The organism is Kitasatospora sp. NPDC050463 (genome assembly GCF_040655255.1).
Classification (GTDB): Bacteria; Actinomycetota; Actinomycetes; order Streptomycetales; family Streptomycetaceae; genus Kitasatospora.
Genome location: NZ_JBFAJO010000009.1, coordinates 13942 through 27704, shown reverse-complemented (window position 1 = coordinate 27704; position 13763 = coordinate 13942). Strand labels below are relative to the sequence as shown.

The 13763-nt window shown below is 74.2% G+C and carries 12 protein-coding genes and 1 riboswitch; of the genes, 3 read left to right on the top strand and 9 right to left on the bottom strand.

Annotated features, from left to right (window positions below; translation table 11 throughout):
* Positions 1–44 precede the first annotated feature (44 nt).
* Entirely contained in the window at positions 45–1142 is a 1098-nt protein-coding gene (locus tag AB0J08_RS07930; protein WP_360628660.1) for a peptidoglycan-binding protein, read from the bottom strand.
* Positions 1143–1463: 321 nt separating this feature from the next.
* On the opposite strand from AB0J08_RS07930, the gene AB0J08_RS07925 reads away from it, so the two are divergent.
* Positions 1464–3536, top strand: coding sequence for an MFS transporter (locus AB0J08_RS07925; RefSeq protein WP_360628657.1), 2073 nt, complete (start codon positions 1464–1466; stop codon positions 3534–3536).
* Between the two features lie 89 nt (positions 3537–3625).
* Here the strand turns inward: AB0J08_RS07925 and AB0J08_RS07920 are convergent, their stop codons facing one another.
* Positions 3626–4102, bottom strand: coding sequence for a MarR family winged helix-turn-helix transcriptional regulator (locus AB0J08_RS07920; protein WP_360628654.1), 477 nt, complete (start codon positions 4100–4102; stop codon positions 3626–3628).
* Positions 4103–4164: 62 nt separating this feature from the next.
* Here AB0J08_RS07920 and AB0J08_RS07915 point away from each other — a divergent pair, with 62 nt between their 5' ends.
* Both AB0J08_RS07915 and AB0J08_RS07910 read left to right on the top strand, forming a co-directional pair.
* Positions 4165–4575 (top strand): cupin domain-containing protein, encoded by a 411-nt coding sequence (locus AB0J08_RS07915; protein ID WP_360628651.1) that lies wholly within the window; start codon positions 4165–4167, stop codon positions 4573–4575.
* Between the two features lie 93 nt (positions 4576–4668).
* Entirely contained in the window at positions 4669–5001 is a 333-nt protein-coding gene (locus AB0J08_RS07910) for an antibiotic biosynthesis monooxygenase (protein WP_360628648.1), read from the top strand.
* Positions 5002–5181: 180 nt separating this feature from the next.
* Here the strand turns inward: AB0J08_RS07910 and AB0J08_RS07905 are convergent, their stop codons facing one another.
* From AB0J08_RS07905 to AB0J08_RS07875, 7 genes are all read right to left on the bottom strand, one after another.
* Positions 5182–6177 (bottom strand): RICIN domain-containing protein, encoded by a 996-nt coding sequence (locus AB0J08_RS07905; RefSeq protein ID WP_360628645.1) that lies wholly within the window; start codon positions 6175–6177, stop codon positions 5182–5184.
* 192 nt (positions 6178–6369) lie between these two features.
* Positions 6370–7269: an ECF transporter S component gene (locus tag AB0J08_RS07900; protein ID WP_360628642.1), complete on the bottom strand. Its 900-nt coding sequence runs from the start codon at positions 7267–7269 to the stop codon at positions 6370–6372.
* Positions 7266–8894 carry an ATP-binding cassette domain-containing protein gene (locus AB0J08_RS07895; RefSeq protein WP_360628639.1) on the bottom strand — a complete coding sequence of 543 codons (1629 nt, stop codon included), beginning with the start codon at positions 8892–8894 and terminating at the stop codon, positions 7266–7268. The genes AB0J08_RS07900 and AB0J08_RS07895 overlap by 4 nt, the downstream gene beginning before the upstream one ends.
* Positions 8891–9949 (bottom strand): energy-coupling factor transporter transmembrane protein EcfT, encoded by a 1059-nt coding sequence (locus tag AB0J08_RS07890; protein WP_360629027.1) that lies wholly within the window; start codon positions 9947–9949, stop codon positions 8891–8893. Before AB0J08_RS07890 ends, AB0J08_RS07895 begins: the two co-directional genes overlap by 4 nt.
* 477 nt (positions 9950–10426) lie before the next feature.
* Positions 10427–11029: an SCO2322 family protein gene (locus tag AB0J08_RS07885; RefSeq protein ID WP_360628636.1), complete on the bottom strand. Its 603-nt coding sequence runs from the start codon at positions 11027–11029 to the stop codon at positions 10427–10429.
* Between the two features lie 227 nt (positions 11030–11256).
* Positions 11257–12522: a prenyltransferase/squalene oxidase repeat-containing protein gene (locus AB0J08_RS07880; protein WP_360628633.1), complete on the bottom strand. Its 1266-nt coding sequence runs from the start codon at positions 12520–12522 to the stop codon at positions 11257–11259.
* Positions 12523–12631: 109 nt separating this feature from the next.
* A riboswitch (cobalamin riboswitch) is annotated at positions 12632–12708 on the bottom strand.
* 225 nt (positions 12709–12933) lie between these two features.
* Complete coding sequence (locus AB0J08_RS07875; protein ID WP_360628630.1) at positions 12934–13566, bottom strand: TetR family transcriptional regulator; 633 nt, start codon at positions 13564–13566, stop codon at positions 12934–12936.
* Between the last annotated feature and the right edge of the window lie 197 nt (positions 13567–13763).

The window sequence follows — 13763 nt, the reverse complement described above, 5'->3', positions numbered from 1 at the left end:
GTCCACGGTGGTGCACGACCACCGGTCCGGCGTGTGGTCAGTAGTCAGCAGGTGGTGCGCTTCGCCAGGGCGGCGGCGGTGTTGGGGCCGTAGACGCCGCTCTCGTCGCCCTGGACCCCCTGCATCACCTGGAAGTACGCGACCGAGCTCTCGGTGCGGCGGTCGAAGGTGCCGTTCGTGGGGACGCTCATCCAGCACAGGACCTCGGCCAGCTTCTCCTGCATGGCCGTCACGCTCGCCCCCTTCATCCCGTACCGCAGCACCTGGAAGGTGGGCGTCGGCGTCGGGGTGGTCGTCGCCGTCGTCGTCGGGGTCGGGGTGACCGGCGTCGGTGTCGGCGCGGGCGGCGTGGTGACCGGCGCCGGGGGAGCGGGCGCGACCGGGGCGGCCGTGACGGCCGTGGCGCTCGGGGTCGCCGTCCTGCTCGGGCTCGGCTTGGCCGTCCTGCTCGGGGACGGGCTCGGGGCCTCACTGGTGGACTGCGGCGCGCTCGGGCTCGGCTCCGCCGGGGTGGTCGGGTCGACCGGCGCGAGCGCCAGGGTCGTGGAGGGCGCGGGCTGCGCCCGGTCGGTCGGTTCGGCGGAGGGCGTCACCGCGTACGCCAGGCCGACGGTGAGCACCAGCAGCGCGGCGCCGCCCGCCGCCAGCAGCCCCTTGCGCCGGGCCGGCATGCCCCCCTCGGCCTGCTCCGTCGCGCGGCGGGCGGCCCGGCCACCGGCGGCGCCGGGCGCGGCCCCGTCGAACGGGAAGTACCCGATCTCCGCGTCCTCGGCCGGGGGCTGTTCCACCGTCGGGCGGGGGCCCGGCGGGGGCACCGACATCACCGGCGGCAGCACCGTGGTCGCATAGGCGTCCGCGTCCGGCCCGACCGGTGGCGCACCGGGCCCTTGGGGCCAGGGCCCCGCCGGCGGCGCGCCGGGCCCCTGGGCGGGTGGCAGCACGGTGGTGGCGAACGGGTCCACGGGAAGGTCCACCGGCGGCATGTCCACGATCCGGCCGACGGCCTGCGGCACGTACGGGCGGACCAGCGGCGGGCCTTCGAGGTGCGGGAGGACGGCGGTCTCGGTCAGGCCCGGATCCGGGAGGCACCTGCACCCGGCGGAGCGTGCGGTGCCGCACGTCGGGCAGTGCTGGTCCGGCATCGGCCGGTCCTCCTCGGTCTCGGATCGTTTCTCGCTGCCCTCGGACGTGTGTTCCCGGGGGCGAACGCGCCTGATTATGCAGGACGGTCCCAGGGGTGGACAGGGGGGGTCCGGGCCCCTGCGGGGGTGTTGTGACGGTTGATGACGGTTGTGCCCCGATGAACGGTCGACGGGCCGGTGGAGTCCCCCGAACGGCCGCCGTTCTTACGTTCGGCTCAACTGAACGGCGCAAACCAGGGCATTTCTGACAGCATGGTGAGCTGGGAGTGATCATCCGCACGGACCCCGCCGACCGGGGGCCGCGACCCCTACGGAGACCCGATGACGGATCCGATCGCCGTGTCCGACCGCGGCCCGGCGGGCGAGCCCGGCCCGCCGGAGGTCACCGTCCCCAACCTCTGGGTGCCGATCGGCGCCCTGCTGCTGGCGATGCTGCTGGCCGCGCTCGACCAGACCATCGTCTCCACCGCCCTGCCCACCATCGTCAGCGACCTCGGCGGCCTGGAGCACCTCTCCTGGGTGGTCACCGCCTACCTGCTGGCCTCCACGGCCGCCACCCCGCTCTGGGGCAAACTCGGCGACATGTACGGCCGGAAGCGCTTCTTCCAGGCCTCGATCGTCATCTTCCTGGTGGGGTCGGTGCTCTGCGGCATCGCCCAGAACATGGGTGAGCTGATCGCCTTCCGGGCCCTCCAGGGCCTCGGCGGCGGCGGGTTGATGGTGCTCTCCCAGGCCATCGTCGGTGACCTGGTCTCACCCCGGGACCGCGGCAAGTACCAGGGCCTGTTCGGCGCGGTCTTCGGCGTCACCAGCGTGCTCGGACCGCTGCTCGGCGGCCTCTTCGTGGACAACCTCAGCTGGCGCTGGGTCTTCTACATCAACCTGCCGATCGGCGTGGTCGCGCTGGTGGTGATCGCCGCCGTGCTGCACGGGTCGGAGGTGAAGCGCCGGCACCGCATCGACTACCTGGGCACCGTGCTGATCGCCTCGGTGGCCACCTGCCTGGTGCTGATGACCTCGCTCGGCGGAACGACCTGGGGCTGGAGCTCCTGGCAGATCGTCGGACTGGGCGTGCTGGGCCTCGTCCTGCTGGTCGCCTTCGTGCTGGTCGAGCGGACCGCGGCCGAACCGGTCCTGCCGCTGCGGCTGTTCCGCTCCCGGACGTTCAGCCTGGTCGCCGTCATCTCCTTCGTGGTCGGCTTCGCGATGTTCGGCGCGCTCACCTACCTGCCGACGTTCCTTCAGGTGGTCATGGAGGTCTCGCCGACCATGTCCGGCATCCACATGCTGCCGATGGTCCTCGGGATGCTGCTCACCTCGATCGGCTCCGGCCAGATCGTCGCCCGCACCGGCCACTACCGGATCTTCCCGATCGTCGGGACGGCCGTCACCACGGTGGGCCTGCTGCTGCTCTCCACGCTGGACGAGCACAGCAGCACCTTCGAGATGAGCTGCTACTTCCTCGTCTTCGGCCTCGGCCTGGGCCTGGTGATGCAGGTGCTGGTGCTGGTCGTGCAGAACTCCGTCGGCTACCAGGACCTGGGGGTGGCCACCGCCGGTGCCACCTTCTTCCGGTCCATCGGGGCGTCGTTCGGCGTCTCCGTCTTCGGTACCGTCTTCGCCTCCGGGCTCAGCAGCCGGCTGGCCGACGCCCTGGCGTCCGGGGTGTCGCTGCCGCCCGGCTTCGACCCCGGGACGATCAGCTCCGACCCGCGCATGATCGCCGGGCTGCCGGCCGCCACGCAGGACGCGATCCACCACGCGTACGCCGAGTCGATCACCCGGGTCTTCCTGTACGCGGTGCCGGTGGTCGTGGTCGCCTTCGTGCTGTCGCTCTTCCTGCGCGAGCAGAAGCTGCGCTCGACGGTGACCGCTCCCGACCTGAGCGAGTCGATCGGTCTCAACCCGGTGGAGCGGTCCTCGTTGGACGAGATCGCCCGCGCCCTGTCGGTGCTGAGCACTCGGGAGGCCCGGCGCGACCTGTTCCGAAGGATCACCGCGGGGGCCGGACTGGACCTCAAGCCGGCCTCCAGCTGGCTGCTGCTGCAGATGCACCACCACGGTTCGGCCGACCCCGCCGACCTGGCCGAGCGTCGGGTGGTGCCGCTCGCCGTCATCGAGGAAGCCACCCGGGAGGTGGAGGGCCGGGGTCTGGCGTCGCGCACCGGCAGCCTCCCGCTGCGGCTCACCGAACCGGGCGAGGCGGCGGCGCTGCGGCTGGTGGCCGCCCGTCGCGAGCAGCTCTCCGAACTGCTCGGCGACTGGGACGAGAAGCAGTACGCGGACCTCGCCGAGCTGCTGACCAAGCTCTCCGCCACGCTCTGTGCGGACGAGCGCGACCGGCCGGACCGGACCGACCACCCCGGGCCGGAGCACGCGCAGCGGTCGTTGTAGCCGTTCAGCCGTTCAGCCGTTCTGCCGCGTGGAAGGTCTCCGGTCCTGCCGCGGGGTGCCGAGCCAGCCTCAGGGGTGCCGAGCCAGCCTCAGGGGGCACCGAACCATCGCGGGGTGTCGAGCCGGAACGGCTCGCCCGGGGCCAGCGTGCGCAGGTCCGTCTCCAGGGTGCGCAGCCGCTCCTCGCCGAGGGTGTCGGACCACTGGGCGCGCAGCTCGTCGAAGATCCTGGCCGACCGCACCAGACAGTCGGTGCCGCGCGCGGTGAGCCGGACCACCTTGCGGCGGGCGTCGGCGGGGTCGCTGCCGCGCTCGACGTAGCCGAGCTGTTCGAGCTGCTCGACCGTCTTGCCGGCGGCCTGCTTGGAGACGCCGAGGCGGCGGCCGAGTTCGACGGCGGTGGTGCCGTCCGGTCCGATCGCCTGGAAGACGAAGCCGTGCATCGGTCGCAGGCCGGGGTGACCCTCGTGGGCGATCCGCTCGTGCAGCTCGTCGATGATCACGCGGAAGGCGAGCAGCAGGCGCAGGGGCAGCTCGTAGCCGGGGGGAGTGGAATCGCTTGACATTGATAGACAACCTCATTGACCATATGGACAACGTCATTGACCATTCTAGGGGGCCACCGCACATGTCAGTCATCCGCAGCACCGAAGCCCGCCGCACCGAGACGCCCAACGCCGCCATGACCACCCTCGCCTCACCCACCCAGGGCGGCACCGGACTCGCGATGTGGCACGTCGACATGATCCCGGGGCGCGAGGGCCCGCTGCACGCCATGAGCACCGAGCAGATCTGGACCTTCCTGGCCGGTGACGCCACCGTCGACCTCGCCGGCGAGGTGCTCACCATGGGGGCGGGCGACACCCTCGTCCTGCCGGCGGACGTCGCCCGGCAGGTTCGCACCACCGCCGGATTCACCGCCGTGGTGGCCTCGCCCACCCCCTCCGTGGCCTACAACCCGGGCGCCGTCACCCCTGAGGGTGCCTGCGGCCTGGCGCCGAGGGACGCCGACCGCGTCGTTCCGCCGTGGATCGCCTGAGGGTGGGCGGATACGGGGCGTCAGGTGTAGCAGACTGCTCGCAACTGACCAGGCCGGGGCCTGTGGTGGCCCCGGCTGACGAGGAGGTGCGGCGTGTCCGTCGTGAAGATCAATGTGCTGACCGTTCCGGCCGAGCAGCGGGCGGAGCTGGAGAAGCGGTTCGCAGCCCGGGCCGGGGCGGTCGAGAACTCGGACGGCTTCGAGTGGTTCGAGCTGCTCCGCCCGGTCGAGGGCACCGACGAGTACCTCGTCTACACCCGCTGGCGCAGCGAGGACGACTTCAAGGCCTGGATGGAGGGCCCGATGCAGGCCGCCCACCGCCAGGGGCCGCCGGCCGCCGAGGGTGAGGCTCCGAAGCGTCCGGCTGCTTCCGGCTCCACCCTGTGGTCCTTCGAGGTCGTCCAGTCGGCGGGCCCGAAGGCCTGAGGCCGCTCGCCTGACGCGCGCCCCCGGTCCTGAGGGTCCGGGGGCGCGCGTCGGTGGTTCTCGTGGTCGAGGACGGCCGCCCGCCCTTCCCCGCCGTTTCGAGAGGGCCCGGACCACCTGGCCGGCTGACGGCCGCCCGCCCTTCCAGGGATCCGGGGAAGGGCGGGCGGGGGGCCTGCGTCAGAGGGTGTCCTTCACCTTGATGTAGCCGCCCTCCACGACGAACTGCTGGTTGGGGTTGTCCGCCCCGCACCGGTAGATGAAGGCGTTGTCGCCGTTGTCGCGCGTGCGGCCGACGTCCAGGCACATCTCGTGGGCGGTGCCGAGCGTCGACTCCAGGACGAACGCTCCCCGGCGCAGCTGCCAGGTCTGGTTGGCGGTGCCTTCGGGCGTGTCCTCGCACGCCCAGATGCGTACGTTGTCGCCGTCGAAGCCGGTGTTGTCGGCGTCCAGGCACATCTCCGGGCTGGAGCCGACGGTGTCGGCGACCTTGACCCGGCCGCCGTCGAGCACGAAGCGCTGGTTGGTGTGGTCGAGACACTGCCAGATCTTGGCATTGTCGGCGTTGAACCGGGTGTTGCCGACGTCCAGGCACATCCCGGTCGGCACCCGGGGCGGGGTGGCGACGTTCAGGGTGCCGTTCTCGATCGTGTAGTCCGTCCCGTTGTTCGGATCGCGGTACCGGAAGCTGCCGTTGCCGCGCGGGAGCGTCGTGTTGGCGGGCGCGGTGGCGTCCACGGTGACCCGCGGGGAGAAACGGAAGTAGCCGTTGGACGGCCAGCTGCTCCGGCCGCCGTTGAGTCCGTAACCCTCGCAGGTGAGCGTCCGGTTGGCGTTGCCGAGCGTGCAGTTCCGCATGCCCACGTTGTTGCCGGTCCAGGTCGAGCCGTTGCCGCTGTACTCGGTGGGGACGGTCGCCTGCGGGGCGAAGGTGGTGTTGCCCGGTGCGGTGAAGACGGCGGTCATGCCGGAGGGGGGAAGGAGGCCGGGACCGCCGGTGTTCTGGTACGTCCACGGCACCGCGGCGGTCTGGCCGGGGGCGATCGTCACGGTGGTCGGTGCGTCGCGTCCGATGAACGTCACGGCGGCGGCCGTCGAGGCGAACGCGCCGGCGAGCGTCAGGGACGCGACGGCCACGGTGGCCGTACGGGCAAGACCTCTCCTGAGGGAACTCACGAACTCGACTCCACTTCCTGGAAGGCACGGTGGGTGTGCGGTCGAGATCTTTGTGTACGGACGGACGGCGGAGGGCGGAGGTCACGCCCGGAGCCGCGCGGTTCACCCGGAAGAGGGGTGTTCGCCGCACGGGCCGCCGCCGCATGGTCCAAGCCCGGCGTGCCCCCGGAGCCGTCCGGGGGCACGCCGGGGTCAGTTCTTCGGCGGGTTGAACTCCACCGGGGCGGCGAAGGCGGCGCGGCGGGTGGCGCGGCGCAGGGCGCGCAGGACGGTGGTGCCGAGGGTCAGGCAGAGGACGACGGTGAGGACCGCGCGGGGGAGGTCCCAGCCGAGGGAGGTGGTGAGGCAGTAGGCGGCGAAACGGACCAGGTTGGCCGTCACCTCGTCCCCCGGGACGAAGGAGATCGAGCCGGAGAGGCCGGCGATGTAGGGCCAGCCCTGGAGGTTCATGATCGTGCCGTAGAGCAGCGAGGCGCCGGCGCCGTAGCCGGCGAGCAGCACGAGTTCGCGGCGGCCGCGCAGGGTGGCGGCGCCCGGGAGGAGGCCCGCGCCCAGGCAGACCCAGCCCATGGCGAGCATCTGGAACGGCAGCCAGGGGCCCACCCCGCCGGTCAGCAGGGCGGAGGCGAACATCGACAGCGAGCCGAGGACGAAGCCGAAGCCCGGGCCGAGGACCCGCCCGGCGAGCACCATCAGGAAGAACATCGGCTCCAGCCCGGCCGTACCCGCGCCGAGTGGGCGCAGCGCCGCGCCCGCCGCGGCCAGTACGCCGAGCAGGGCGACCGACTTGGCGTCCAGGCCGGGTGCGCCGCCGCCGGCCGTCCGGCCCTCGGAGATCTGGGCGATCACCACGGCGAGCAGGAGGGGGAGGAGCAGGGCGAACAGCCAGGGGGCGTCGCTGGAGTGGCCGACCAGGGCGGACCTGGTCGAGGCGAGCAGCGGCCAGCCGAAGGCGGCCACGCCGACGAACGAGGTGAGCAGCAGGGTCGCGATCGAGCGGTGGCCGAGGGGGACGGGGTGGTTCGTCCGGCGCTCGTGGAGGGAGCGGCGGCCGAGGGGGACGCGGCTCGCCTGCCTCGGGGCGCGGCTCATCCGGCGCTCCCGTCGAGAGCCCGTTCGACCTGGCGGACGGTGAGCCAGGGCCCGGGCGCGAGGATCTTGGAGACCTGCGGGGCGAAGGCGGGGGAGGAGACCACCACCTCCGGGGTCGGGCCGTCCGCGACGATCTCGCCGTCGGCCAGGATCACCGTGCGGTGGGCGAGTTCGGCGGCGAGCTCGACATCGTGGGTGGCGAGCAGGACGGCGTGCCCCTCGGCGGCGAGCGCGCGCAGGATCTCCACCAGACGGGCCTTGGCGGCGTAGTCCAGGCCACGGGTGGGCTCGTCGAGCAGGACCAGCGGCGGCCGGGCGGTGAGCACCACGGCCAGTGCCAGGGTGAGCCGCTGGCCCTCGGAGAGGTCGCGGGGGTGGGTGGCCCCGGCGATGCCGGGCAGGAGCCGCTCCACCAGGGCGCGGCAGGTACCGGGCTCGGCGCCCGCGTCGCCGTCGGCGGCGGCGCACTCGGCCGTGACGCTCTCCCCGTACAGCAGGTCGCGCGGGTCCTGCGGGACGAGGCCGACCTGGCGGATCAGCTCGGCGGGCCGGGTGCGGTGCGGGGTGCGGCCACCGACCCGGACGCCGCCGGCGGCGGGGGCGTGCAGGCCGACCAGGGCGCCGAGCAGGGTGGACTTGCCGGCGCCGTTGCGGCCCATCAGCGCGGTGATCTCGCCGGGTTGGAGGGCGAGGTCCACACCGCGCAGGGCCGGGACGGGCCCGCGCTTCACGGCGAGACGGTCGGCGGTGGCGATCGGGGTGTTGGTGGCGACCGGGGTGCCGGTGGCGACCGGTGCGGCGGCGGGCCGCAGGCCGTCCAGCCGGGTGCGCAGCGGTGCGGCCTTGCGGCGGGCGTCGCGGACGGAGAGCGGCAGCGGCTGCCAGCCGGCGAGCCGCCCCAGCCCGACCACGGGCGGGTGGACCGGCGAGTGCGCCATCACCTCGGCCGGTTCGCCCAGGACGGGCGGCGCGCCGGGTGTCAGCAGCAGGACCTGGTCGGCGTACTGGACGACCCGCTCCAGCCGGTGTTCCGCCATCAGCACGGTGGTGCCCAGGTCGTGGACCAGGCGCTGCAGGACGGCCAGCACCTCCTCGGCGGCGCCCGGGTCGAGTGCCGAGGTGGGCTCGTCCAGGACCAGCACGCGCGGGTGGACGGTGAGCACGGAGCCGATGGCGACGCGCTGCTGCTGGCCGCCGGACAGCGAGCCGAGCGCGCGGTCGCGCAGGTCGGCGAGGCCGAGCAGGTCGAGCGTCTCCTCGACCCGGCGCCGCATCACGTCCGGGGCCAGGCCCAGCGACTCCATGCCGTAGGCGAGTTCGTCCTCGACCGTGTCGGTGACGAAGTGGGCGAGCGGGTCCTGGCCCACCGTGCCGACCAGGTCGGCGAGTTCGCGCGGGCGGTGGTCCCGGGTGTCGCGCCCGCCGACGGTGACCCGGCCGTGCAGCACACCGCCGGTGAAGTGCGGAACGAGGCCGCTGACGGTGCCCAGCAGGGTGGACTTGCCGGAGCCGGACGGGCCCACCAGCAGGCAGAGTTCCCCCTCGGGGACGGTCAGGTCGACGCCGCTGAGCGCCGGGGCCTCGGCGTCGGCGTACTGGACGGAGACCTGCTCGAAGGTGATCACGAGGCCCTCCGGGGCGGGTGCGGGGTGACGAATGCCGGCAGCAGACCGACCAGCACGGCGAGGACGGCGGTCAGCGGCAGGGCGGGGGCGGTCGGCGGGACGACGGTCGGGGCGAAGGCGGCGGGATCGCGGGCGGAGAGCCAGATCGTCAACGCGGCCACGGCGGCGCCCGACCCGGCGGTCAGCCACTCGGGCAGGGCCCACGGGTCGGGGCGGTAGCGCGTCCGGGGGGAACGCCGACCGCCGAGCAGCAGGCCGGCGAAGGCCGCGGCCAGGCCGAGCAGCAGGACGGGCAGGGCCCAGCCGGCGCCGCCCGCGGTGAGCAGCCCGTACGCGGCGAGGCAGATCCCGAGCAGACCGGCCAGGGTGAGCGCGGCGGTGGTGCGGGCGAGGCGCGGCGGGACGTCGGCGGTGCGGCCGAAGCCGCGGGTGTCCATCGCGGCGGCCAGTGCCACCGAACGCTCCAACGCGCCCTCCAGCACGGGCAGTCCGACGCTCAGCACGGCGGCCACGCCCCGGTCGGTGCGCCCGCGCAGACGGCGGGCGGCGCGCAGTCGCTGCACGTCGGCGACCAGGTTGGGCGCGAAGGTCATCGCCACCACCACGGCCACGCCCGCCTCGTAGAGCGCGCCGGGCAGCGTGCGCAGCAGGCGGGTCGGGCTGGCGAGGGCGTTCGCGGCGCCGACGCAGACCAGCAGGGTGGCCAGCCGCAGCCCGTCGTAGAGCGCGGCGAGCAGACCCTCGACGGTGACCCGGCCGCCGATCCGCACGCCCTGCGCCCAGGCGGGCAGCGGGACTTCGGGGAGGGTGAAGAGGACGTGGGTGCCGGGGATCGGGGAGCCGAGCAGGACCGCGAAGACCAGGCGGATGCCGAGTACCAGCAGTCCGAGGCGGAGGAACGCGCCGTACGAGCGTGACCAGGGCGCGTCCCCGCGGCGGGCGGCGACGACGTAGCCGGCGACGGCGGCGAGCAGGAGCAGCAGCAGCGGGTTGGTGGTGCGGGTCGCCGCCGCGCCGAGGCCGAGTGCCCACAGCCACCAGGCCCCGGGGTGCAGCTGGCGGGGGCCGAGCGGGGGGCGCCGGGAGCGCGGGGTTCGGGGCGGGCCGGGGGCGCGGGGTGTGGTCACGGGGTGGGGGTCCAGGTCGGGGCGGGCGGGGGCTGAGGCGGGTTGGGGCGAGGTGGGTTGGGGTGAGGCGGGTTGGGGTGGGAGCGGGTCGAGAGGTGTGGGGCTGGTGGCCGGGAGTAGGAAGTCGGGTGGGTCGACTTCCTACTCCCAGCCCTTCTTCCGGTCCTGCCGCGGGCGTCGCATTCTCTGTAGACCGGTCGGTATAGAAGGCCATTTCGTAGGTAGACCGGTCGGTATAGAGGGGGCAGCCCTTCCGTGGTCCGGGCTATCGGCCGGGCCCTGGACGGCACGGGGACGGCACGGGGACGGCACACGGGCGACACGCGGCAAGGCGGCGCTGCAGACCCGGCGCGGAATATGCAGACCGGTCTACATAGGTGGACCGGTCTACATATTCGGCCCCACTCAGCGGCGACGGCGCGCCTGCCAGACGGCGCCGCCGGCCAGGACGGCGACCAGGGCGCCTCCCGCGATCAGTCCGATGTCGGGGCCGCTGCTGTGCTTGCCGTCGGCGGCCCCGGTCGTGGCGGGTCGGTCGGCCGCGCCGAGCTGGTCGCCGCAGCCCGCCTTCGGATAGCCGGCGATGGCGCAGAGCAGCCCGTTGGTGTCGTACCTCAGAGGAGGCGCGACGGCTGCCAACACCTCGGCCGAGTCGGCGTTGCCCGGCACGACCCCGCAGGCGGTGCGGCGCTCGGGCGGGGTCTCGCCGGGAGCGTCGGCGACGCTGCCGAAGTCCAGGACCACGGCGACGCGTTTGCGCCCCGGCTGCTCGGCGGTACTGTCGCAGATGGCGGCGAAGTCCCCGGCGGCGCCGGGCCGCGCGGCGTCCTGGCCGCTGTCGGGGCTGACGGCGAAGCGCCAGCCGTCCACGCTGCCGTCCTGCGGCACGTACACGGCCGGGCCCTGCTGCTGGTAGGCCCAGGCGCCGTCGGACCACTTCCAGAACGACCAGTACCGGTACCCGGCGGCCTGGGCGGGCGCCGCTCCGAGTACCAGCAGGATCAGCACCCCGGCGATCAGTCCGGCGACGAACCGGGCAGCCGCGGCCAGCGCCCGCCGACGCCGCTGGGGGTCGGCACAGAGACGACCGGCCGTGCGGGCACGCCCGGCGGTGCCGCCCGCCGGCTCAGCGCCCGCCGGCCCGCCGCGCCTGGACCGGCCAGCGCCCGCCGACGTGCCAGCGCCCGCCGACGTGCCGGCACCCGCCGACCGGCCCCTGGGGGTGCCGGGGCCGGTCACCGCTTCTGGCCCCGCTTGCGCTGCAGGCTCAGCACCAGGCCGCCGCCGACGCCGATCAGCAGACCGATGCCGATCGGCCACCACTGGCCGAGGCCGTCGTCCTTCTTCTTCTCGGCCGGTGCCGAGGAGGCGGCGGCGGAGGCCGGGGCGGTCGCCTTGGGCGCCGGGCCGAGCGCGGTCAACTGGGCGACCAGGTCGCCGCCGAACGCGGCGGGGTCGCGCTGGGCGGCCTGGGCGACCAGCAGCAGGGTGGCGGTGGCGGAGGCGTCCGTGCCGCCCTTGGTCCAGGTGCCGCCCTCCTTGGCCAGCCAGTCCACTGCGCCGGCGGCCTGCTGCGGGTGGCCGCCCTGGATCAGGCCGAGCGCGGCCCAGGCGGTGGCGGTGTAGTCGGGGGTGGGGGTGGCGCCGGGCATGCTCAGGGTCAGGTGCTGGCCGCCGGCCGCGAGTTGCGCCGTCAGGTAGGCGCCGGCCGCCTCGGCGGAGTCGGCGCGCGGCACGAGCGGCTCCGTGGAGCCGTTCGCGCAGGGCAGCGGCTTGGGCGCGGCATCCGTCCGGTTGGTGTTCGTCACCGGCAGCTTCCCGCCCGCCGCGGCGAGCGAGGCCTGGGCGCCGGCCAGGGCGTTCGGGGCGAGCGCACCGGCCGGGTCCGGCTGGTAGGCGAAGGCCCCGCGCTGGTCGGCGGGGGCGGCGCAGCCGAGCTGGAAGAGCGCCAGTCCGTCGAAGGCGCTGCGGCCCGACTTGGCCACGCCCGCCGGGTCCAGCTTGGCGGCGAGCAGGGCGTTCACGGCCAGGCCGGTGGAGTTGGCGTCACCGGGGCTGCCGGGGTTGTAGGCCCAGCTGCCGTCCGCGTTCTGGTTGGCCTTGAGCCACTGGACGCCCTTGTCGACGGCGTCCTGGTGGCCGCCGAGCGCGACCAGGGCCTGGACGGCGACGGCGGTCGCGTTGCTGTCCTCGGTCTTGGCGTCGCAGGCGGCCGAGGCGTCCGCGCGGTAGGACGGCCAGCCGCCGTCCGCGCACTGCTGGCCGGTGAGCCAGGAGACGGCGGAGTCGGCCGGGGTCACCTTGGCGCCCGCCAGAGCGGTGAGGGCGAGGGACTGGCGCCACACGCCGTCGTACGTCGGGTCGCCCTTGCCGTAGAGGCCCTCGGGGACGGGCGCGGTGGCGCCGGTCGAGGGGCTGTCGGCGAGGGCCGGTGCGGCGGCGGCGCCGGCCAGCAGGGTGGCGGACAGGGCGACGGCGCCCAGGCGGGCGGCGGTGAGCATGGTGGAGATGAGCCTTTCGATGAGCGGTGTGGTGGCCCGGGTGAGCCGTTCCGTAGACCTCGACGGTGCCGGGTACGGGTGTGCCCGGTCAGGCCGCTCGCCTCGCCCCGGGCATTCCGACTGCCCCGGCCGTCCAGCGCCGGGCTCACGGTTGCGGGTCAGTGCCGGATTCGCACCGGCTTTCCCCGGGGGAGAAGCGGGATGGAGTTGTCCTGCCCGTCGACTCTAGCCGCCGCGACTTCGGCCGCCGCGCCCGAGCCGCCGGTGCCCGAGCCGCCGGAGCCGGGGCCCCGGGACCACGGCACGCCACCGGGACCACACCACCCCATCGGGACCACGGCACCCCGCGGAGAACACGGCCCCTGTCGAGAACAGGTTCCACTTCGCCCCCCGGCCCGGCCCGGTGTGCGCTCAGGGCAGGGTGAGCAGCCGCGCGGCGGTGTGCAGGTCGGCACGGACCTCGGCGATCGAGGCGCGCCCGGAGAGCCAGGAGACCAGGGCCGAGTGCCAGGTGTGCTCGATCACCCGGACGGCGGCGCGCTGGCTGTCGGTCGGTGGCCCGGGCTGGCCGAGCGCGTCCAGGATCAGCTGCCCGGTGGCGATGCTCACCTGGTCCACCTCGGTGCTCACCGAGCGGTCCGCGAACGAGAGCGCACGGACCATCGCCTCGGCCAGCAGCGGTTCGCGCTGGAGCGCGTGGAAGGCCCGGGTGAGCGTCTCGGCGACCCTCGAAGCCTCGTCCCGTTCGGCCGGCGGGTGCCGTCGGACCTGCTCCTGGAGGCCCTGCAACTGCTCAAGCATGACCGCGACCAGCAGATGGACCTTGGAGGGGAAGTACCGGTACAGGGTGCCGAGCGCGACCTGTGCGCCCTCCGCGACCTCCCGCATCTGTACGGCCTCGTACCCACCGCGGGCGGCCAGCCCGGTGGCGGCCCGCAGGATCCGCCGCCGCCGTTCGGCCTGGCGGGCGGTCAGCGGCGGGTCGGCGGGCTGCCGGGCGGGGCCCGGGGCGGCGGCGGGCACGGAGGTGGCGGGCGGTGGCAAGGGTGCTCCCGGGGCGCGAGAGTGACGGGGGTGCTCCGGCTGGTCCGGCCGGTGCTCCGGCAGGTGCCCCCGGCGTGGCGTGAATCACCAGCCCTGGCACCTGAGGAGTCGCTACGGGCCGGTATCTTCGAGGTCTCTCATTGTTCACATGGTCACTGGCGAACTCCACACCACACTGAAACCTGATCTACTTTAGC

Bases quoted from the DNA above. Each gene is read 5' to 3' on its own strand.
- AB0J08_RS07900 (WP_360628642.1), bottom strand. From the start codon at position 7,269: ATGAGCCGCGCCCCGAGGCAGGCGAGCCGCGTCCCCCTCGGCCGCCGC.
- AB0J08_RS07920 (WP_360628654.1), bottom strand. From the start codon at position 4,102: ATGTCAAGCGATTCCACTCCCCCCGGCTACGAGCTGCCCCTGCGCCTG.
- AB0J08_RS07915 (WP_360628651.1), top strand. From the start codon at position 4,165: ATGTCAGTCATCCGCAGCACCGAAGCCCGCCGCACCGAGACGCCCAAC.
- AB0J08_RS07925 (WP_360628657.1), top strand. From the start codon at position 1,464: ATGACGGATCCGATCGCCGTGTCCGACCGCGGCCCGGCGGGCGAGCCC.
- AB0J08_RS07930 (WP_360628660.1), bottom strand. From the start codon at position 1,142: ATGCCGGACCAGCACTGCCCGACGTGCGGCACCGCACGCTCCGCCGGG.
- AB0J08_RS07880 (WP_360628633.1), bottom strand. From the start codon at position 12,522: ATGCTCACCGCCGCCCGCCTGGGCGCCGTCGCCCTGTCCGCCACCCTG.